The 21,056-nt window shown below is 58.8% G+C and carries 12 protein-coding genes and 1 pseudogene; 4 read left to right on the top strand and 9 right to left on the bottom strand.

What is annotated here, in order from left to right; genetic code table 11:
* Positions 1-21: 21 nt before the first annotated feature.
* Positions 22-1,584: a sugar porter family MFS transporter gene (locus E9954_RS06580; protein WP_136078417.1), complete on the bottom strand. Its 1,563-nt coding sequence runs from the start codon at positions 1,582-1,584 to the stop codon at positions 22-24.
* Between the two features lie 323 nt (positions 1,585-1,907).
* On the opposite strand from E9954_RS06580, the gene E9954_RS32345 reads away from it, so the two are divergent.
* A complete protein-coding gene (locus E9954_RS32345) occupies positions 1,908-2,057 on the top strand; it encodes a hypothetical protein (protein WP_168442033.1) in 150 nt (49 codons plus the stop codon).
* Here the strand turns inward: E9954_RS32345 and E9954_RS06575 are convergent.
* The 6 genes from E9954_RS06575 to E9954_RS06550 all read right to left on the bottom strand — a co-directional run bounded on the left by E9954_RS06575 (position 2,054) and on the right by E9954_RS06550 (position 13,253).
* A complete protein-coding gene (locus tag E9954_RS06575; RefSeq protein ID WP_136078416.1) occupies positions 2,054-3,523 on the bottom strand; it encodes a sulfatase family protein in 1,470 nt (489 codons plus the stop codon). The genes E9954_RS32345 and E9954_RS06575 overlap by 4 nt on opposite strands.
* Positions 3,524-3,526: 3 nt before the next feature.
* On the bottom strand, positions 3,527-5,380 hold the full coding sequence (locus E9954_RS06570) for a beta-agarase (protein ID WP_136078415.1): 1,854 nt from the start codon (positions 5,378-5,380) through the stop codon (positions 3,527-3,529).
* 11 nt (positions 5,381-5,391) lie between these two features.
* Positions 5,392-6,975: an MFS transporter gene (locus E9954_RS06565; protein ID WP_136078414.1), complete on the bottom strand. Its 1,584-nt coding sequence runs from the start codon at positions 6,973-6,975 to the stop codon at positions 5,392-5,394.
* A 2-nt stretch (positions 6,976-6,977) separates the two neighbouring features.
* Positions 6,978-9,089, bottom strand: coding sequence for a beta-agarase (locus E9954_RS06560; RefSeq protein WP_136078413.1), 2,112 nt, complete (start codon positions 9,087-9,089; stop codon positions 6,978-6,980).
* Complete coding sequence (locus E9954_RS06555) at positions 9,090-11,441, bottom strand: glycoside hydrolase family 2 TIM barrel-domain containing protein (RefSeq protein WP_222847080.1); 2,352 nt, start codon at positions 11,439-11,441, stop codon at positions 9,090-9,092.
* A 138-nt stretch (positions 11,442-11,579) separates the two neighbouring features.
* Positions 11,580-13,253 carry a sulfatase-like hydrolase/transferase gene (locus E9954_RS06550; RefSeq protein ID WP_136078412.1) on the bottom strand — a complete coding sequence of 558 codons (1,674 nt, stop codon included), beginning with the start codon at positions 13,251-13,253 and terminating at the stop codon, positions 11,580-11,582.
* Between the two features lie 215 nt (positions 13,254-13,468).
* Here E9954_RS06550 and E9954_RS06545 point away from each other — a divergent pair, with 215 nt between their 5' ends.
* From E9954_RS06545 to E9954_RS06535, 3 genes and pseudogenes are all read left to right on the top strand, one after another.
* Positions 13,469-13,981, top strand: a complete 513-nt coding sequence (locus tag E9954_RS06545) for a hypothetical protein (RefSeq protein ID WP_136078411.1) — start codon at positions 13,469-13,471, stop codon at positions 13,979-13,981.
* Positions 13,909-15,029 (top strand): IS3 family transposase gene (locus tag E9954_RS06540; protein ID WP_407947718.1). Its coding sequence is split into 2 segments (ribosomal slippage): positions 13,909-14,172 and positions 14,175-15,029, totalling 1,119 coding nucleotides; the frame shifts between segments, so codons are not numbered across the junction. Before E9954_RS06545 ends, E9954_RS06540 begins: the two co-directional genes overlap by 73 nt.
* Positions 15,030-15,224: 195 nt before the next feature.
* Positions 15,225-15,989, top strand: a pseudogene (locus E9954_RS06535) (kappa-carrageenase); the annotation flags it as partial.
* 264 nt (positions 15,990-16,253) lie between these two features.
* Here the strand turns inward: E9954_RS06535 and E9954_RS06530 are convergent.
* Together E9954_RS06530 and E9954_RS06525 are read right to left on the bottom strand one after the other, a co-directional pair.
* On the bottom strand, positions 16,254-18,455 hold the full coding sequence (locus tag E9954_RS06530; protein ID WP_136078409.1) for an alpha-galactosidase: 2,202 nt from the start codon (positions 18,453-18,455) through the stop codon (positions 16,254-16,256).
* A 153-nt stretch (positions 18,456-18,608) separates the two neighbouring features.
* Positions 18,609-21,020 carry a beta-galactosidase gene (locus tag E9954_RS06525; protein ID WP_136078408.1) on the bottom strand — a complete coding sequence of 804 codons (2,412 nt, stop codon included), beginning with the start codon at positions 21,018-21,020 and terminating at the stop codon, positions 18,609-18,611.
* Between the last annotated feature and the right edge of the window lie 36 nt (positions 21,021-21,056).

The raw sequence follows: 21,056 nt of genomic DNA, 5'->3' as shown, positions 1-21,056 counted from the left end.
GGAATTCCAATCCTCCGAAATCTATTTTCTTTCCAGCTTCAGCTGGATCTCTTCAATACTCAAATTCTTCGTTTCCGGCAGGATCGGCAGTAACCAGACAAAGCCGACCAATGCAACGATCCCGTAGAACATAAATATGGCTTCGCCGCCCATGTTCGCGAGCTGCCACGGAAAAAACTTTTGCACGAGGAAGCTGATCACACTGCTGATCAACACAAAAAAGGGTATCGCAACGCCGCGCAACGAGGTCGGAAACAGTTCCGAAAACAGCACCCACATCACCGGCCCCAGCGAGAAGTGGAACGCGGAAATAAAGCTGAGGATGCCGATCAGGATCAGCGTTGCGTTCATATCCGCGGATTGTTTGAGAATCTCGGCTGAATGCACCCGCGCCTCGGTCTCGCCCAATGCATCGATGAGCGCGCTCTTGAATGCGATATCGCTCTTGAATTCCTGACCGAGCATCGGCTTCAGCGCGGCCGCGTCAACTTCCGCGGGAAGCTCAACAACCGCCTCTTCACTCAACGTGTAGCGCGCCGTATTGAAGCCCCACCAGCACAGGGAATGACTCACCACCACCCACATCAGGCCGATCAGGATCAAAGGCCGCCGCCCCAACCGGTCGACCAGCAGAATCGCACCCAGCGTGAAGATCACGGAAACGAGGCCCACCCAGAGCGACTGGGCAAACGCGGCATCGGTTCCTCCGCCAAGCTGCTCAAAGACCGTGGGTGCGTAAAACAGGATGGCATTGATGCCCGACAGTTGCTGGGCAACCGCAATGACGACCGCAACAACGACCACCAGCCGCATGCGCTTATGGAACAGCTCGCGGAACTGGGAAAGCCCCGAGAGCTCTTCGGTTCCATGATGCAGGCTCTCTTCCATCGCCTTGACCTGCCCATCAATCTCATCATCCGGCGTAATGCGGTGCATGATCGCCTTGGCCTCTTCGATGCGCCCGCGATACACCAGCCAGCGCGGGCTCTCGGGAATAAGAAACAGCAGGCCGAGCCAGATGAATGCGGGAATAATTTCCGAACCGAGCATGAAGCGCCAGATATTCTCCTTCAGGTTCACGGCAACGGCCCACCCGGCATCGTTATTCATGGCCTGAATCAGGAAGTAGTTCACGAAATAGGCCGCCGACAGACCAAAGACAATGTTCATTTGGTTGATCGATACCAGCTTGCCGCGCCAGCGAGGCGGCGCAACCTCGCCAATATACATTGCAGCCACGGTGAGCGAGGTGAACGCCAACCCGCCCAGGAAGCGGGCTGCGACAAGGCTCCAATAAGTCGGCGCGAGCGCGGAAGTAACAGCCGACACCCAATAGAGGGCGGAAATCAGGATCAGTGTCTTCTTACGACCGAAGCGATTACACAGCCACGGCGTAATCAACAGTGCGATGAGCACGCCGAACCCCGGCGCACTGACTGCCGTGCCCACCTGAAGATCGTTGAGCCCGAACTCCGCAGTAATGAATTTGACCGTGCCGGAAATCACCGCGGCATCGAGGCCGAAGACGAAACCGCCGAGAGCCACGACCACCGAATAGAAAAATGCCTTAACCTGTTTATTCATGAAAACCCTTTTTACCAGCACTACGTCTCGATTCCCGGAGCCACAGGTTGGAACGCCCATCTATAACAGCGGGCTTACCGCGTGGATATAGGACTTTTGGCCAATAGATGCGCAAGCCTTCATTAACTGTATGCATGCTATTCATGCAAGGTTCGCCGAAAACAACCCCTAAAACACGCGACAAACGTCCCATTCCGTTGCCGCGAATATACTTGCGCCCCTGGAAAAGGCGATGGCACACCCTATGCAATAGGGGTGGTTGTCGCTAGCGCACTACCACCGCAATCCCGCGATGGACAACCGCTGGCAGACAGGGAGAAGCCATGAAAACAATTAAAACAGCACTGACGGGATTCATCGTGGCCATGAGCGCATATGGGTTGATTTTGTGCTACCGGGTACTCTACGAAGCCATGCTTGACCGGGTTTCGCTCGTTCTCCGGGAATGCGAAAAACTGGCATACCTCATTTAATCAATGACAACCGGCTTGGTCTTTGCGGCTTTTGCTTCCAGCTCCCGGTGAAGATCCTCATACATCTTCAAGCGGAGCTCCTGATACTCGTAGGCGTGAAGCAGGACATTGGCTTTGTTGACGGCGTTCCAGTCGTTCCACAACCGGGCCAGCTCCGCACGTTTTTCCGGCACATGGTCGATCACGTTGGTGGATTCGTATGGATCGTTCACCATGTCGTAGACGCAAAGCTCGCCGCGCTCCCAGGCATTCTTCACAAACTTGGCCTGCGGCGTGCGCACGGCCCACGAAGTGCTGTTGCGTTCGCGCCAATAAAGCGCGGCGTGCGGCGAACCCTTTTTGCTGCCCGCGAGATAGGGAATCAGGTTCACGCCATCCAACGGTTCGCCGGAGGTATCGCCACCGGCAAGCGCTACGGCGGTGGCCGTAATATCCAGAGCCGAGACCAGCCCCTTGAAGGTTCCCGGCTTCAGCGCTTTCGGCCAGTGCACCAGATAGGGCACATGGATTCCGCCCTCCATCCAGCTGGCTTTGCCCTGGCGGAACGGACCGTTGTCCGCCCAGTTTTCCGACGGGTTCCAGGGTGGCGTTCCAACGCCACCGTTATCCGACAGGAAAAAGATCAACGTGTTTTCAAACTTGCCGCTCTCCTTGAGCGCATCGACCACCATGCCGATCCCCTGGTCCATCTCATCCACCATCGCGGCATAGATCCGGCGGTTACGGTCTTGGATGTGGCCATATTTGGCAATGGTTTCCTTCGGTGCTTCCAACGGACTGTGCGGTGCGTTGTAGGCCAGATAAAGACAAAACGGCTCCTCGCTCTCCTGAACGAAACGGGCGGCATCGCGGCTGAGCGCGGTCGTCAAATATTCATTGAATTCGGCCTCGCGGTCGTTGCGCAGCAACGGATGGGACGTTCCCTGGTTTGCTCCATAGTTGATCTTCCCGTCTTCCATCAGTAGCGGCATGGTCATCGTGACCTGCTCCGGCCAATAGCAGTGCCCTCCTCCGAGGAACCCATGGAAATAGTCGAATCCCCGATGGTTGGGATGATGGTTCGGAGCGGCTCCCAAGTGCCACTTCCCGATGAGCCCCGTACGGTATCCGGCGGCCTGCAACCGCTTGCCGAAGGTCTTCTGTTCCGGAGGAAGCCCCATGTGCATGTCGTAGGGCGAATAGGTGGCATTGATTTCCATGCCGAAGCGCGCCTGGTGACGCCCGGTCAGCAAGCCGGCGCGCGAAGGGCCGCAATAGGAGTGCGTCACATATCCGTTTTCGCACACCACCCCGCCCTTCGCCAACGCATCGAGCACCGGCGTCTTGATGGCTTTCGACCCCGTAAACCCAAGGTCGCCATACCCCAGATCGTCGGCAAGAATGATGAGAATGTTGGGGCGTTCATCGGCGTGCAAGCTGAAGGCCACCAACGCCAGGGCCAATTTAAAGATTGCGGATTTCAACATGGCTTAAAGCTCCTCCATGCGGTTCACCTGGAGAACAACGCTGGCCACCTTGCCGCCGGCATCGGGATAGCGGACCTCCACCGTGTTCGCATCCCGAACCAAGTCCATCCCCACCGGGATTTCGATCATGCCAAAATAGTTGGCGCGCCCCGCTTGGTCGTCTCCCGCCCAGTTTGTCGGAATCGACAGTTCATGGCCGTTGAACCTCACGGAGTCCGGCAGGATTTTCCGCCCCAGCTTGCGGCCGGCCGAAACCCGCAGCAGCGCCGATCCGTTTCCGGTCGGCGTATTCGGATAGTTGAAGACAACCGGCTTGCCCGCCTCGATATCCTTCAGATATTCCGTGGCATAAATGCGATGCTCCCGCACGCCGCGTTTCGGCTTCAGGGCCGTGCCCAGGTCAATCATCAGCAGGGCGGCTTCACCGGGTTCGAGTTCCAACGAGGCCGGAACCTTGTCCATGGTGCGCTGGCCGAGCACCGGTTTCCTGCCATGGGTCGTTAGCGTCCGTAGCGACACGGCGGCCGCTTGAATGCCATCCAAGCCGGACAGCCCTACCCGCTTCGCATCCTCATCCAGGTTCATGAACGCAACATTCAGGCGTTTTCCGTCGTGCAGCGCATGGACGCGCACATCGGGATTGGAGCTGGCACTTTTTCGCCACTCGCCTTCAACGCCTTTCCAAAACTGATAGAAGAGCGTCAGGTCGGTTTCCACGTAGTCCCCTTCCGCGGTCTTGCGCCACAGCAGAAACGGATTGGCCTCGCCGGGCACGTGGTCGTTGGTCATCCCGTAGGTCCAGGTGGCCTTGCCGAGGAAGAACGGAATGGTTTTCAACAACCGGTCGGGATGGTCCATGAAGGTCATCAACTGCCCCATGGCCGAGTAGAGCATGCCGGCCGAACGCTCGGCGCTGTAGGGCATCGAGTTCATGTTTCCGCCGGGAATCTTGCCGTATTCCGTAATCATGATCGGTTTGGCCACGCCGAACTTGATATGGCTATAGGTGTCGATCAGATCCATGATCGCCTCGGAGTTGCTGCCGGTGCGGTTGCGCGGCGACCCCATCACATTGACGCCGTCGTAAATGTGGTACGACCAGAAATCCATGTTTTCACCGGCGATATCCATGAAGGTTTTTTGCCAACCGTTCCAGTGCTCGAAGTTGCGGTCTTCCACCTCGACCCAAGCGGCGGCATAGCCACCCACCAGCACATTCGGGGTAAGCTCCTTCACGCGCTTGGCCACCACATTATGCTGCTCGCACATCGATTCAATGGTGGCGGGGATCTTTTTCGCCTTTACGAACGGTTCGTTGTAGACCTCCAGGAAACGCGGTCGTTCCTCGTCGGAAAAACCGTGCTTGAGCAACTGGGCGGTAAGCTCGGCCGTCGCCTCCGGCGTCCGCGGCCCCCAGGCCGTGAAGGTGTTGTCGGCAAAGCCGTGCATTTGCTCCGGGTGGGTGCAGAACACCACGTCGCGCATGTGCTTCGGCACCATGCGGAAGGGTTCGACCTCCTCCCGGTATTTCTTCAGGACGTCCTTTAGATCCTGCAGGTTCGGCATTTCCGGCTTGGCCGGGTCGGCCCCGACCTCGGCCGCCATCCAAGTGATAAACCCGCCGTCGCGCCCGTAGCGCACCTCCAATTCATCCTCCAGGTAGCGGACATCGTGCTCGTTGATGTCCGTCGACCCGAAGCCGTCATGGATGGTGATGAATTGCGCGCGGTCGAATGCGGTCACGCCGCCGATGTTGCGCACGCAAGCGGGATCGAGTTCCACCTCGACCGTTTCGGCCAGCGCGGTTGATGCCACCAGCCAGACCACCCCAACAATAAACCCATGCGTATTTTTCATGCTAAGCTCCATTAGGTTGCCGAGGTTGTGCCGCGGCGGCTTTCGAGTTCCTTGCGAATCTCCTCCATCTTGCGCTTGGTGAGCGGATAGCGGCCCAGCATGAACAAGCAGAGCACCAGCGCCCCGGCCTGCGGCAGCGAATAGAAGATGCGCAGGCGCCGCATGGTGCCCGGCTCCAGGTTATCCATGACGGCCTGGCGCTCCATGCCGTCGGTGTAGGCATCGAGCGTGATTTCCGTGCCGTTCCCGGCCTCCACCTTTTGCGCTTCGGTCAGCTCGGCGTATGACGCTTCGGCCTTGGCCATCACCGCCGCCTTGGTTCCCTCGTCGAGCTTGCTATCGAACTTGACGACGTGTTCGAGGTTCCAGCCGGAGATGACGATGGCGAGGGTCATGGCGATTTTATTGCACCAGTTGGTGATGGCGGCGATCATCCCCTCGCTGCGCGACCCCGTGTTGTATTCGTCCCAGTCGCAAACGTCGGCGCGCATGGAAAGGATCAGCACCCAGAAGCCGCATTCGCCGATGGCCACGAGCGGCTTCATGGAAAGCGCCAGCCAGGGCTTGCCGGGGATGGTGGTGAAGAACATGCCGATAAAGGCCACCAGCAGGGTGGCGCACGAGAAGATCATGATCTTGTGCTTGTCGACCTTGTTGCCGATCAGGCCGATCACCCAGGCGGCGCCGAGTGCGAAGCCCAGGCGCAGGGTGCCGTCGATGCCGCCGAGGTTGGCGCCCTTCTGGACATCCCCGCCGTAGATATAATAGACGTTGACGAAGTAGGAGAGATTGGCCGTGGCCATGATGGCGAAGAGGTAGGTGGCAATCACGCCGATGACGATGAGCAGCGGCTTGTTCCGGACCAAGGCCCCCAAGCCCTCCTTGAAGCTGCCGGTGCCCTCCTGGACGGCGATGTCCTTGTAGCGCTCCTTGTTGAAGATGGCCGGCAGGATGCCCGCCACAATGATGATGCCGCCGATGACCCAGCTGATGGCGCGTACGCCGTTGACTTCGCCGCCGACCCGCTTGCCCAGCCAAGCGGCCAGGGGGAACACCCAGACAATGCCGAGGTTGAAGATTTCCTGCACATATTTGCGAACGATGAAGATCCAGCTGCGTTCGCTGTAGTCGGCGGTCAGTTCCGAACCCAGCGCCTCGTAGGGCACGGAGAAAATGGAGTAGACCGAGAAAAAGATCATCAGCGCAACAAACAGGTAGGCGGTGATCGCCGTGGTCGACCAGCCCTCCGGCACCAGCCAGATCAGCGGGAACATCATCCCCGTCAAAATCGCGCCCACAAAGATAAACGGTTTTCGCCGACCGTAGCGGCTCCGGGTACGGTCGGAAATGCGCCCCACCAGCGGATCGGTGAATGCATCCCAGCAGCGTGCCGCCCCCAGCGCCAGGCCAACCACCGTCGCGCCCAGTCCGAGGAAGTCGACAAAGAAGGGCGTCAGGAAAATCCAGGCCAGGCAGACGTTCGCATAGTGGTCGGAGACCACGCCCATGGAATAGGCAATCTTCTGGAACAGCGGAACCTTGTCCTCCGCCTTCGTCTTTTCGCTCAGTTCAATCGCTTGTGTTTTTTTAGACATGGCTAGTTCCCTTTCCCGGTTCGGGATTCATACATCGTTGCCCCCACCTCGCGCATGGCGCTAACCATTTCCGGATACGGCGTATCGCAAATATCCACGAGCCCGACGTTGTAGTTTTCCTCGTCGGCGCGACCGGCGGCGTGTTCGTCCACCCACTGGAACCAGTGGACGCCGACCATCTGCGGATTATCGAGCGCGCTCGTGAAATAGGCCTTGAATTTTTCCGCGCGCTCCAACTGGTCGGCCCCTTCGCGCAGGCCGGGGTGGAAATGGCCGCGGTCGGTTGCGCCGAAATGGTATTCCCCGATCATCAGCGGCTTGTCGATCTGGTGCGGCAGGCGCAGGCCGCGCACGGAATGGTTGTATTTGTTGTAGCTGACCACATCGCAATATTCGGACGCGGCGACCGCCACGGCGTCGTTAACCCACGCGAAGCGGCAGCCGAGATAGAGGTGGTTCGGCGCGGCGCTTTCCAGCTCGTCGCGGATGGTGCCGAAATAGGTGTTGCAGGTCTTGCGGTAGAAGACCCGCAGGTCTTCCCCGGCGCGGACCGCCTCGGGCGGCTCGCGCGATGCCAGCAAGGCCTCCCACGAAGCGTGCCGCGTGCCCCAGGCCAGGTTGAGCGTGGCAATGTCGCCATACTTGGCCTGGAGGTCGCCGATGAATTCAATCTTGGCGGGTTGGTCGGCGGGACTTGCGAGCGTATCGATCGCGAGCGACATGCCGTCGTAGCCCCACGACAGTTCGTTGTCGACGAAGAAGCCGATGCACCACGGATCCTTCGCCTCCCGCTTGCGCTGCTTGAGGGTCCGTTGGATGCTCGCGCGGAAGGAGGGATCGAACACATCGTGGAACTTGCCCCAGTAGCCGTGCGACCCTTCGAGCTGGCGGTTGCCGCGGATGAAAAAGTTGGCGACGTAGGGCGTGCGTTGCCCGCGGTAGACCTCGCGGTCCGCCCAGTTGGCAATCGTGTTCATGTCCCAGCTTTTGATGCGCTTGTGAACGGAGTCGGAAAAATCGGCCTTCCAGTTTTCGCCGTATTTTCGAAACAGGTTGGCTTTATAGAACTGGAAAATTTTGAATGGCACCTTGTCGGCATAAAACCCGTGCGGTGCCCAGGAACTCTGCGAATAGAACTGCCCCAGCGGTTTGTCGTCCGCAGGCAGACCCTCGAAATAGTCTTCCCGACCTTGGATGCCCGTGTAGCCGAAGTTGGGATCGATGCACGTTGCGCCGTGCGACCAAAACAGATAGCCCTCGGGATCGACCAGCCACCACTGGCCGTCCACCTTCTCGACGCGGAACCAGCCCGTGGCCTCGCGCTTTTCGCCGCCCGTCCAGCCGCGGTATGTGCCGAGATCGCTGCGCCCGGGATGCTGCGCAAGATCCTGCTCCTCGGCTGTGCGCAGCACGGCGAAGTCGGCATGGGCGCGGATCTTGCCTTCCCACTCGCGGTGCTTGGTTTGGCCATAGGTATCGATGAACGGCAGGAAGCCTTCGGCGGAACGTTGCCCAACCGAACCTTCGGCGCGGAGGTTCGAAACCGCAAACAGGCACGGTTGCTTCACGTGCCCGGCAAACACCTGGATGCGGCCGATGTTTGCAACATCCACCAGCTCCGCGCCCGGCGCGCGGCGCATGCCGACCAGCTCGACGGCATTGGTGAACACCCATCCATCGGAAACCAGCCGAACACTAATGGTGCGCGTCTCGGCGGGATCGAGCAGCTCGAAGCCCTGCGCGTGCTGCGGCGTTTCGGTTTCCGCCGCCTTGGCGCTGTCGAGCCGGATGCCGACCTGCAGCGGCGCACTGCCCAGGTTGGTGAAGTCGGCCTTGACCGTGGCATAGCCCTTGAGGTTCCACGGCTTGCCGATCGCATTGAAGGTGACGTTCGGCCATGCGTCCTTGCCGATGGCATGGACCTCGATCGTATCGCCAACGTTGTTGGAGATCGCCGAGTCCAAATAGTCGATGTCCGCATGCAATGCCCCTTCCTTCAGCGATACCAGTTCGAGCGGCTGGGCACAGGCACCGAGCGCCAGCAGACCGAACGCGGAGCAGGCGAGACGCCTGCGGTACGCGCTTTGTCGCGCCCTCTGGAAGAGTTGCCTCACCTACACGGCCTCCACGGCAATGTGCGCGCCGGCGAGGCCTTTGGCCGACGCCGACACGTTGCAGGTGCCTTCAACCACCACCAGGCAGCGGCCTTGGGAGGTGGCGACCTTGTTGGATTGGTAATCCTGCGTACTGTCAGGCGCACCGTTGTCCACGCCGAGGATGCGACCGCCGGTGGCATCAAAACTGATTTCCCGCTCGTCGGTTTTTACCGGCGTTCCTTCGGCATCCACCAGTTGCGCAATTACATGGCAACCATCAGCAACCAGTTGGATGGAAACCGGGATGCCTGCAGTTATCAATTTATCCGACACATTGACCGCTTTCGCTTCCAGCTTGCCGGCCTTGAACGGCACCGCCCATTTGTAGATGCGGTCGTCGAAATCCTTCAGGTGCTTCACACCGAGCGACTCGCCGTTGAGGAACAGCTCGACCGAAGCGCAGTTGGAATAGACCTCCACCGCGACCATTTCTCCGTCGTTGTAATTCCAGTGCGTATTGACGTCGTGCCAGACCCACAGCTTCCGCTCCCACGCCTTCGGATCCGTTTCGCCGAGGTCGCCGTTGTTCGTGTGGTAGGGCGACTTTTCAAGCGTCTGCGTGGTGAGATGGACATGCGGCTCTTCGCTCCACAGCGTCTTCATCATGTGGAAGGACCCCTTCTCGAAACCCGCGCGGTCGAGCAGCCCGGAACGGGTCGTGGTGATCGGCCACTGTCCGTTCGATTCGCCCATATAGTCGATGCCCGTCCAAAGGAAGGTGCCGGAAACGAACGGGCGCTCCTCGATGGCCTTCCACTCGTGCCACTGGGCGAGATTCTCGGTGCCCATGACCGGAAGCTTGGGATAGTGCCGGTGGCCATAGTCGTAGATTACGCGGCGATAGCTGAAACCGATGATGTCGAGTGCGTCGGCATAGCCGGATTCATAGCTCGACGACGGTAGGATGCAGTTGGCGATGACCGGACGCGAGGTGTCGAGTGCCTTCGTCCACTTGGCGAGCTTCTGCGCGGTTTCTCCGATGTCGTATTCGCCCCGGGGCAGCTCCTTGAGCAGACGTTTGATTTCGTCGATGGAGTGCGGCGGCTGTTCCCAGAAATAGTTGCCGCTCCAGTCGGCATCGAAAAACCCGGTGGCCTCGGCGTTGCGCGGATAGGTCCATTCGATCTCGTTGCCGATGCTCCATTGGAAAATGCAGGGATGGTTGCGGTGCGACCGCATGGTGTCCTTCAGGTCGCGCTCCGCCCACTCCTGGAAATATTCCGCCGAGCCGCGCGAGATATAGTCGTCGTGCTGCTCGTTCATGTTCTTGCGCTTGTCCTTCGGATTATCCCATTCGTCAAAGAATTCGTCCTGCACCAGCAAGCCCATCTCGTCGCAAAGATCAAGAAACTCGGATGAACCGGGATTGTGCGCAATGCGGATGGCGTTGCAGCCGCCGGCCTTGAGCGCAGCGAAGCGTCGGCGCCAGACATCCTTCGGCACGGCCGCGCCGACGCACCCGCCATCGTGGTGCAGGCAAACGCCCTTGATCTTCCTGTTTTTACCGTTGAGGAAAAAACCTTCGGCGGCGTCGAAACGAATGGTGCGGATGCCGAACCGGGTCGTGTATTCGTCCACCGCGCCGCCATCGACGGAAACGGTTGTGACCGCCGTGTAAAGGTTGGGCCCATCGACATCCCAAAGCATCGGATTGGCGACTTCCATCGACTGGATGATGGCTTTGCTGGCCGGCATCGAATGCTCCGCCACGTGGTTTCCGGCGGGATCGAAGATCGACGTTGCGACCGTGGCGCCATCGGGGTTGCGCACCTCGACCTGCACCTGCACCGTGGCCATTTCAGTGGAAACCTTCGGCGTGGTGACGAACGTGCCCCAAACCGGAATGTGCGTTTTTGCCGCGCCGAGGAGTTCGACGGAGCGATAGATGCCCGATCCCGTGTACCAGCGGCTGTCGCAGTAGCGCGAATGATCCACCCGCACAGCCAGCACATTCCGGCCGTGCTTGAGTTTATCCGAAACCTCAAAATAAAACGGGGAATACCCATACGGGTGATCGCCCAGCTTTTCGCCGTTCAGGTAGACCGTGGCCTGGTTGTAGACCCCGTCGAAATGGAGATAGGCGACCGGATGGTGCGGCGCCTCGAAGGTTTTGCGGTACCAGCCGATGCCGCCGGGGAGATATCCGGTTGCCCCTTCCAGCTCTTCGCTGAACGAGGCTTCCACGCTCCAGTCGTGCGGCACGTCGATGGTGTCCCAATCCGCATCGTTGAATTCCACCGCCTGCCCGTTTTCCTGTTCACCCAGGAAAAACTTCCACTCCTTCGAAAAATCCATTGCTTCGCAATTCACCTTATCACCCGTCGTTTATCTGCTTTAGCGCCTGTTCGGCACACCTCGTCCATTTAGCACGGAAAAACCTAAACCATGGCGCAGTCCGTGGATACTGACCAAATGACCTATACGAATGAAGGCGCCCACGGGGCCCGGTTAGTACGGATCGTTGGGGCGAAGTTCGATGAGCTTGGCATAATCGACGATGCCGCACTCCTTGATCCAAGCCTCGCATTTCTTGGAGAGGTTCTGCACCATTTCCGGCTTTTCGTTCGCAAGGTTCCGGGTCTCGGCGGGATCCGTTTCGAGGTCGTAGAGTTCATAGGCAATGCCGGGCTTGTCGCGGGTCTGCAGATACCAGCCGGGTTCGATCAGCAATTTCCAACGCCCTTGGAAGATGATGGCTTGCTGCCCCTTGTCGTTGAAGAAAAGCGCCTCCGCCGGATCTCGCGATGTGCCCTGGAGAATCGGCAGCATGCTGCGCCCGGCAAGGGCTTCGGTTTTTTTGCCGCGGAACGTGTCCGGATAGTCCGCACCTGCCAGCTCCAGGCAGGTCGGCAGGATATCGCCCACCCAAGCCTGCTCGTGCGAAATCGTGCCCGGTTTGATTTTGCCCGGCCAGGAAGCGATGAAATGGGTCTTGGTGCCCCCTTCCCACATCAGCGCCTTCACGCCGTGATAGGGTGCATTCATGATCCCTTGGAGATGCGCCGCCGCCCCGTTGTCGGAAAAGTAGAGCACCAGGGTGTTGTCGAGCTCGCCCGATGCGTCCAGCGTGTCGACCAACCGCCCGACATTTTCATCGATCTTCTCAATCATGGCCGAGTGGATGGCCAGTTGAAGCCGCATCTCCTCGCGCGCCGGCGGAATCCAGGCCTTGCGGTATTCGGCCGCTTCGGGATAGAGCTTTTCCTTTTTCAAACCGGCAACGCGATCCGTGCCAATCGCATCCAGATCCTCGTATTTTTCCAGATATTTCCGCACCAGCCCGTCCGGTGCCTGAAGGGGCTTGTGCGGTGCGCGGTAGGCCACATACAACATGAAGGGCTGCTCCTGGCCAGCCGCGTCCCGGATCATTTCGATGGCCCGGTCGGTCACGCCATCCGTTGCATAAAAGGCCTTGCCGGTTTTCCCGTGGTTCACATTGTAGTTCAAGTCCTTCCGCTTCGAGAAGCAATGCATCGTATATTCACGGTCATACTTCAGCTTGGCCGGCTCGTTGCCCTCCATCATGGGATGATACTGCCCCGGCACGAAGAAGAGGCTGTCCTGCGCGCCGTACAGGCCGAAATATTCATCGAAACCGCGTTGCAGCGGAAGGCCTAGAAAATCCTGTTCCATCTCCTCCTCGGTCAATTCCCAGCCCTGGTGGTAGTGTTTCCACTGCTTTTGCTGGCTCTTATGGAACTTCATGGTGCTGCCGCCCATGTGCCATTTTCCGGACATCAGCGTACGATACCCCGCCGCTTTCATCAGCTCGGGCAAGAGCGGGATATCATACGGCATCCGGGCGCGGTGCGCCGGGTATGGCATTTCGCGCACCCAGTCGCCGACGACGCCACCGCCGAAACCAACCTTGGCGCAGTCGAGGCCGCTCAGTAGCGATGCGCGCGTCGGGCTGCAGCGTCCATTGGTGTAGAAGTTGCCCAGGCGCAGCCCCTTTGCCGCCAGCTGATCGAGGTTCGGCGTATCGATCTCGCTGCCGTAGCACCCCAGATCGGTGTAGCCGGAATCGTCCGACATGATGATGACGATGTTGGGGCGCCCCGCCCCCCACACCGATGCCGCCATGAAGGTGGCCAACATAAAAACTGCAAATGGATTCTTCATTCTGTTGCCCCCCGGGCCATATTCTAATTCGTGAAGGATGCCGGATTCCGTTCCGGCAAGCCCAAAGAGCTACCATTCCCGTCCCCGTTCCACAATAGGACTTTTGGTCAGGTTCGCCGGAGGCATGGGACAGCGGAGGCATGAGACTTATGGTCAGGTTGCCGGGCTTGCCCTTTGTGCTAGATTGGGTCGCTCTAAACAAATACGGGAAATACATGAGATCGATTTTCATCGTTGCCGCACTGCTGGTTGGCCCATGGGCAAGCGCGCTGGAACTGAAAGGCAAGACCGACTTCCAGACCTTGGTGGATCTGAAAAGCAGAAGCATCGAGGCCAAAATCCTCTATGTCGGTGAGCACTGGGCCTACCTGCAGCGCGGATTCAAAAAACCGGCGCGCATTGAACGCACCAAACTCAGCGAAGCGTCCAACGGGCTGCTCGACCAATGGGCAACCGCCCATATGGACGCGCTAACCGCCGAAGAACTAAAGGTGGTGGTGGACGCCGCCAAGGCCGCCAGCAAAGGCGGCCCGCTATTTGTCGATCCCGCCCCCGCGGCCTCCCACTGGAAGATCACTGCGCTTAACCCCGATTTTCGGACCACCGGCTTAAGTGGAACCTGCGTCCTCAACATGGTACAAAAGGACGCATGGAAATGGGAAGAAAACGAAGAACATTCACGGACAAGTTCAAGGCCAAGGTGGCGATTGAGGCCATCAAGGGCGTGAAGACATTGGCGGAGCTGGCATCGGAATATCAGGTCCATCCGAACCAGATTTCGGATTGGAAGAAGCAGTTGCTTTCGAATGCGCCGGATCTTTTTGCATCGGGGAAAAAGAAGCAGGCTCAAACGGAAGAAGAGCTTACGGCTCCACTTTACGAAGAGATCGGGCGTCTGAAGATGGACGTGAAGTGGCTCGAAAAAAAGCTATGAGCCTGCCGCTTTCAACGCGCCGCAGCTGGGTGGAGCCCGGCACCGATTATTCGGTTCGGCGGCAGTGTAGGCTCGCAGGCGTCCCCAGATCGGGCTTCTACTACGACCCCGCCCCGGAAACGCCGGAGAACCTGCTTCTGATGCGTTTGATCGACGAGCAGTATCTCCGGCATCCGGAGTTCGGCTATCCACGCATGACGGACTGGTTGCGTGATCAAGACTATGATGTCAATCACAAGCGGGTCGCCCGCCTCATGCAGCTGATGGGGATTCAGGCCATCACGCCCGGTCCGCACACGAGCAAGCCCGCCCCGAGGCACAAGATCTACCCTTATTTGCTGCGCAATGTGGACATCGAACGGGTGAACCAGGTTTGGAGTACGGACATCACCTACATCCCGATGCGGCATGGATACATGTACCTGACCGCCGTAATCGACTGGTACAGCCGCTATGTGCTCGCCTGGGAGCTCTCAAGCACCATGGAGAGCACGTTCTGCGTTGATGCGCTGGAGCGTGCGCTGACGCAGGGGAATCCGGAGATATTCAACACCGACCAAGGAAGCCAGTTCACCTCGAACGCCTTCACCGGTGTCCTGTTAAACGAGAACATCACCATCAGCATGGACGGGCGAGGCCGGGCGTTGGACAACGTATTCATCGAACGACTGTGGTGGTCGGTGAAGTATGAGAAAATCTATCCCGCATGCTATGCCGACGGGCATGCGTTGCATCGGGGCCTTGACAGCTATTTTAAATATTACAACCACGAGAGGAAGCACAGCGCTCTGGACAAACGCACCCCCGCCGAGGTATTCATGGAAGGAGCAGTCAGAACATGATCGCAAGTGATGCCGTCGCTGCGCTCCGCCCTCGGCCCTCCGGGCCGCCCCTTCGGGGACGGGCTCCGCTCCGCGACGGCATCATGGAAGGGCGGCTCGTTGGCCGCCAGAACACGGAACAGGGAACCGCAGGTTCCACCTTAAGTTCACCGATCCGTGGTTTAAGATTGGGGGTAGGCGCACACCGACACGTTTTCCGACGAGTTCAACGGCAAAAAACTGAACGAGGAAAAATGGAACCGGAAGGTGCGGCCCTGGGGCGAGCGCGCGTGGCGACCGGAGAATGTCTGGCAGAAAAGCGGCCGCCTTTTTGTGCAAGCCAAATATGAACCGCACCAAGACCGCAAAGGACGCGAATTTTTCTACACCTGCGGCATTGCACAGTCCCACGAAAAAACCACCTACGGATATTTCGAGGCGAGCATCAAAGGCTGTTCCCGCTTTCCGGGCCTCTGCCCCGCCTTCTGGCTCTATAGCAACGGCAAGGAGATCAGCCCCGATCATCCGCACATCACCTACAGCGAAATCGACATCATTGAAATGCTTCAGGGGGGATATGATCCGGTGAAGAAAGAGAAAACCGGCCCAAGCCACATGGATTGCAACCTGCACACCCGCGAAATGATCGATGGCGTTGAAACCTGGCGGCGCCCGCAGCATTGGCCGGAAGTGTGCCGCAATGTCCACACGGCCCCATGGGACCCGCGCGACGACTTCCACATCTACGCCTGCGAAAACACGCCGGAAAAGATCACTTGGTATATCGACGGCATCAAGGTTGCGGAATCGCCCAACCACAACTGGCACCTGCCCATGACGCTTACGCTCACCATGGAGCTGCGCCCGCCGCTCATCGCCTGGGCCGGCGTTGATGGCCGCGAGCCGGTGCCCGAGGCCTCAACCCCCGAAGGCTTCCCCACCCACATGGAAGTCGACTATGTCCGAAGCTGGCAACGCTAGCCAGCGCGGCTTCCAGCAGGAACGGGAAAGCGCCCCCCCCTCATTTGCAGGATCGGCTAGGCTCTGCACCCGGGAACCATTTCAACAGAAATGGTCTGAAGCTGGTACTCTCACTTCGTGTTCCATACATTCGTTGCCACTAATACCAAATTAAACTGAATCGTTTTTTACCACAGAGGGCACTGAGGCACAGAGGAGCGGGATTACTATATTTCTCTGTGCCTCCGTGTCCTCTGTGGTGAGACCATTCAAATTAAGTTCCTATTATTCGGTTTCAACCACTTCGACCACGCGGCTGATATAATCCGGGGACCGCATCGGCCAATCCATTGAAAGCCCGTGCTTCATGAGGTAGTCGCCCGACCGGGTCTGGCCTTCCATCGCCATCTTCGGCAGCGAAAGGCGGCCCAGTTCCCTGACCGTGTAGAGCGCGTCCGGCTTGAGCCCTTTCAGCCGGAGCGGCTCGTGCCCGTCGGCGCGCCGCCGTTCCGTGAGATAGGCAAACAGGATCCCGCTTTGCCGGCCGCCTTGTTCGTGCAGATACATCAGGGCCGGGTCGCTGGACCGGTAGGGATCGCGCAACCGATAGAGTTCACCGAGTTGGACGATGGGCCGGATTTTTTTGTAGAGCTCCAATTGTTGTTTGCAATAGGCCGTATCGCCCGCATTCAGGTTTTTCGGGTCGAGCTCAAAACCGAGCCGCCCCGTCATGGCCACATCGAACCGGAATTTGAGGGGCGTTTTCCGTCCCGTCTGATGGTTCGGCACGACGGTCACGTGGGAGGCCATCGCCATGGCCGGATAAAAATGCCCGAGGCTCCACTGCATGTCGATGCGCTCCAGCGCATCGGTGTTGTCGCTCGGCCAGAATTCATGATGGCGCTGCAATGCGCCATAGTCGATGCGCCCCCCGCCGCTGGAACATGCCTGGAAGGTAACGCCCGGATGTTTCGCAACCAACCGGTCCAGCACGGAATAGTATCCGTTCACATAGTCGATCCACAGATGGGACTGCCGATCCGCCGCCAACCAGGTGGAACCTGGGTTCACAAGATGGCTGTTGCAGTCCCACTTGATGTAGCCAATATCGGGATGCGAACCCAGCAGCTGATCCATGAAGTCGAAGATATAGTCCTGCACCGCCGGGTTGCACAGATCGAGCACCAGTTGATTGCGCTGGGGGCGGTGCGGTTGGTTCGGTTGCCGGACCACCCATTCCGGATGCTCCATGAACAGCTGGCTTTTCGGATTCACCATTTCAGGCTCCACCCAGATGCCGAATTCAATGCCGACTTCCCTGGCCTTGCCCAACAGGCCTTCAATGCCGTCGGGCAGCTTCTCGCGGTTCACCACCCAATCGCCCAGCCCCGCCTTGTCGTTGTTGCGCGCAAACTCGCCTTCGCCAAACCATCCGTCATCCAGCACGAATAGCTCGACGCCCATGGATGCCGCCCGCTCGATCATTCCGTAGATCGTCTTTTGATCGAATTTAAAATAGGCGCCCTCCCAGGAGTTGAGCAGGATCGAACGCGGTTCCTGTCCGTCGCGGATCCCGTATTTCCTTGCCCAACGATGCAATGAACGGCTTGCATCGCCCTTCCCCTTGTCGCTGTAGGTCATGAGGAGGCGCGGGGTTGCCAGCGTTTCGCCCCGGGCCAGCACATACTCCGAATTCGCGGGGTTCATGCCGAAGGTGGCGGTGATGCGGTTGTTGTAGTGTCGGCGAAACCGGAACGAAAAGTTGCCGGACCACGCGAGGCTTCCCATGATGACCCGGCCGGAATCCTCTTGCGCCGCCCCGTCCAGGGACAGCACGAAGGAGGGTTGCGCGGTTTGCGAGATGCGGGTGCCCGTGGTGCAGGAAAGCTCGGACACCCCTTCCATCAGCGGCGATTCCGAAAGAATGGCCTCGCGCGACCAGGTGCCCTGAAAGCCCGTAAGCCAGGGATCGGATGAGCTCGTCTGCAAGACATGCGATGCCAACTGCCGAACACAAACCTCCGCCTCTTCCGACGAGGTGACCTCCGTCCACGTGGAAACCACATCGCAACTTTTCGATGCCTCGTAAAAACGGCGCAGTTGTACCGCATAGACCGGATCCTCATACACAAAAACCAAGCGGCTGCGATCCGCATCCACATCCACCTTTTCGCCTTTAACAAACCTGAGCCGGGAAGCGATGGAGCCATCCGCCTGAACCACCGAATAACCATGCTCGTCGTGGTTCCTCAGCGCAGTGACATCCCAAAGGGAGGGAAATTCCAGAACGCCCTTCCCCGAGAACAGATCCTCCTGCCGGGCAATCCTTACGCCGTAGTAGCTGCACTTCAACTCCTGGTCGGTTGACTCAAACGCCAGCGTATTGTTGGGCATATCCAGGACAAACCGCTCGGCATGGACGGCGAGGGCAACCAGCAGCGCGGCACAAGCAAGCAGGGTGCGTTTATCGATGTTTCCGGGTTTCATTTTTTGACCTTTCCTTTGAATGTACGTATGCCAAACAAGGTGATCAAAAAATGAAATCTGACGTATGGAAACGAACCGTGAACGATTTTTGGACTTCAGTTTTTAATTTGACCGAAACACTTCCCGAACGAACTCAACGCTTGCAGTCGAAATTTAGTCCTTTGCCTTCAACCCATCGAAGAGCGGCTTCGCGGCATAGATCCGATAGTCCTTGATCTTGCCTGGATTCGCGCCGTTGCGCGGGAGGTAGCGCAGGGTCTTGAACTCCTTGACCGCCCCCAGGTCGATGACCACCTGGTGCGGGTGCGGCGTGGAACCGCCCTTGTACTGGGTATGCCAGAACGTAACCGGTTGGTTGTCCATCACGTTGCTTGCCGAGGCGGGCTCCGCAACAATCTCTTCGCTGTCGGCATAGACCACCTGCCAACCATCGCGGTCGAGCCACTGGTCCTTGGCATCGATCAGATGGATTTCGGCGATGGAGGCATGGTTGTCTTCGGAGTGGGAACTGAGCGATTCGATGCAGATGAAGCGCGCGCTGATCGTCTTCCCGAAGTCGACCAACTGCGCATCGTCGCCATCCTTGAAGGAGCCACTGGCAACCATTTGTTTTTTGGAGAGCTGGATGGTTTCGCCGGGCTTGCGGTTGTAGCTCAGGTTTTTATCGACCTTCAGGCCGTAGATGAATTCGGTCACGCCGCGGATGGCATGGTGGCCGGTGGGTTCGATGTCCATCACGACGACTTCATTCGCGCCGGGCCGCATCCAGCACCCCGGCAGATAGAGCGTGTATTGCGGCCCGATGTCCCAGAAACGCCCGAGGTTGATTCCGTTGACCCAAACCATGCACTTGCCCCACCCGGTCATATCGAGCAGCGTATCGCCGACCTCGTCGACCGAAAACTCGCCGCGGAAGAACACGGGGAGCGCGGATGGTTGGGCCGGGGCATCGGAGAACTTCAGGGAAGCGATGTCCTCCAGTTCCAACGGGAACGTCAGGATTTCCCAGCCCAGCACCGGCTTGTCGTCCAGCGTAACCTCGCCCAGCCCCTTGCGGTCCTTCATCAGTTCGCGGGCATAGTTCAAATGCCCCATGTTTTCGAGAAGGATTCCGAGTTCCACGTTCCCTGCGGGAAGCTCGATACGCGCGGTGTTTTGCTTCAGGCGGCGGTCGAGCGTGGCAACCCGCTTGCCGTTCACGATCACAATGGCGCGATCCTTCAGCTCGCTGAACGAAAGCTTGCACTCGCCGGCCTTCGGAACCTCGACCGTGGTTTCATAGAGCGCCAGCCCCTGGTTCAGGTCCATCGCCTCCATGTGCGGCGCCTGTTCCGACTTGAAGGGCTCGCGGAACAACTGATCGAACCCGGCGGTTTGCTCCAGGTTGAATTCCGGCACCTCGATGCGTTTGATCTGCTCAGGCGGTTCCGGAAGTTCGTAGTTCGGCGGAAGGTATTTTTTGATGGTGTCGCGGAAGATGAAAAACTTGTCGGTGATGCGCCCGGTTTCATCCATGGGCGAATCGTAGTCGTAGCTGGTGGTATCGGCGCTGTATTGACCGGACGACCAGTTGGCGCCGGAGGTGAAGCCGAAGTTGCTTCCGCCATGCAGCATGTAGACGTTGAATGAAACGCTGTTGTCGAGCATCCACTCGATTTGCTTGATGAACGGCGCCAGCGCCTTGGTGTGGTGCTTCGCGCCCCAGTGGTCGAACCAACCCACCCAGTATTCGCCGCACATCTTCGGCATGCCCGGATATTCCTCTTCGAAGAAGGCAAAGGCCGTGTCGGCACTGCCGCCAAAATTCATGGTGGTGTAGACGCCGTCGATGTGCGCGGTTCCGATGGTTTTTTTCTTCGGCCAATCGCAACGGATGAACATGGCATCGAACCCGGCGGCAATGAGCTGGTCGTGGATGGCTTTGTTATAGGCCATGTCGTCCTCGTTGCCGGGGCGGCCGAACTGGCCGTATTCGTTTTCCACCTGCACCTGGATAATCGGCCCGCCGTGCGTAACCTGCCAATCCTTGAGTTGCTCGCCCACCGCCTTCATGTAGCGGGCCGTCGCCTCCAGGAACTTGGGATCGCCGGTGCGCACCTGCATCTCCGGATCCTTCAGCAGCCAGGCGGGCATGCCGCCGAAATCCCATTCGGAACACACATAGGGGCCGGGCCGGACAATCACCCACATGCCCTCCTCCTGGCAAACGCGCATGAACGCGGCAATATCGAGGTTGCCGCTGAAATCGAATTCGCCCGGCTTCTTTTCGTGGGCGTTCCAGAAAATATAGGTGCCGATGCAGTTGAAGCCCATCGCCTTCGCCTTGCGGATGCGGTCGCGCCAATAGGCCCGCGGCACGCGCGGATAATGCACCGAACCGGAAATGATCACCGCCGGCTTGCCGTCGAAGGTAAAGTGGCCTTCCGCCGCGCCGAAAACCGGTTGCTTTTCTCCGACGGGATTTGGCCTTGGCGGCATCGGCAACGTCTTCCCGAACACCATCCCGCCCAAACCTGCCACCAACAACAAGAGCCAAACGCGCTTCTTCGCACCCTGATTAACCATCGTCCATCCTCCGTTCTGAATTCATCTCAAAACGGG

The organism is Pontiella desulfatans (assembly GCF_900890425.1).
Taxonomy (GTDB): Bacteria; Verrucomicrobiota; Kiritimatiellia; order Kiritimatiellales; family Pontiellaceae; genus Pontiella; species Pontiella desulfatans.
The sequence above is the reverse complement of the archived record's forward strand: the minus strand, read 5'-3'. Positions and strand labels throughout refer to the sequence as shown.

Excerpts from the sequence above, each read along its gene's own strand:
- E9954_RS06580 (WP_136078417.1), bottom strand. The coding sequence starts at position 1,584 with ATGAATAAACAGGTTAAGGCATTTTTCTATTCGGTGGTCGTGGCTCTC.
- E9954_RS32345 (WP_168442033.1), top strand. The coding sequence starts at position 1,908 with ATGAAAACAATTAAAACAGCACTGACGGGATTCATCGTGGCCATGAGC.
- E9954_RS06575 (WP_136078416.1), bottom strand. The coding sequence starts at position 3,523 with ATGTTGAAATCCGCAATCTTTAAATTGGCCCTGGCGTTGGTGGCCTTC.
- E9954_RS06570 (WP_136078415.1), bottom strand. The coding sequence starts at position 5,380 with ATGAAAAATACGCATGGGTTTATTGTTGGGGTGGTCTGGCTGGTGGCA.
- E9954_RS06565 (WP_136078414.1), bottom strand. The coding sequence starts at position 6,975 with ATGTCTAAAAAAACACAAGCGATTGAACTGAGCGAAAAGACGAAGGCG.
- E9954_RS06550 (WP_136078412.1), bottom strand. The coding sequence starts at position 13,253 with ATGAAGAATCCATTTGCAGTTTTTATGTTGGCCACCTTCATGGCGGCA.
- E9954_RS06545 (WP_136078411.1), top strand. The coding sequence starts at position 13,469 with ATGAGATCGATTTTCATCGTTGCCGCACTGCTGGTTGGCCCATGGGCA.
- E9954_RS06530 (WP_136078409.1), bottom strand. The coding sequence starts at position 18,455 with ATGAAACCCGGAAACATCGATAAACGCACCCTGCTTGCTTGTGCCGCG.
- E9954_RS06525 (WP_136078408.1), bottom strand. The coding sequence starts at position 21,020 with ATGGTTAATCAGGGTGCGAAGAAGCGCGTTTGGCTCTTGTTGTTGGTG.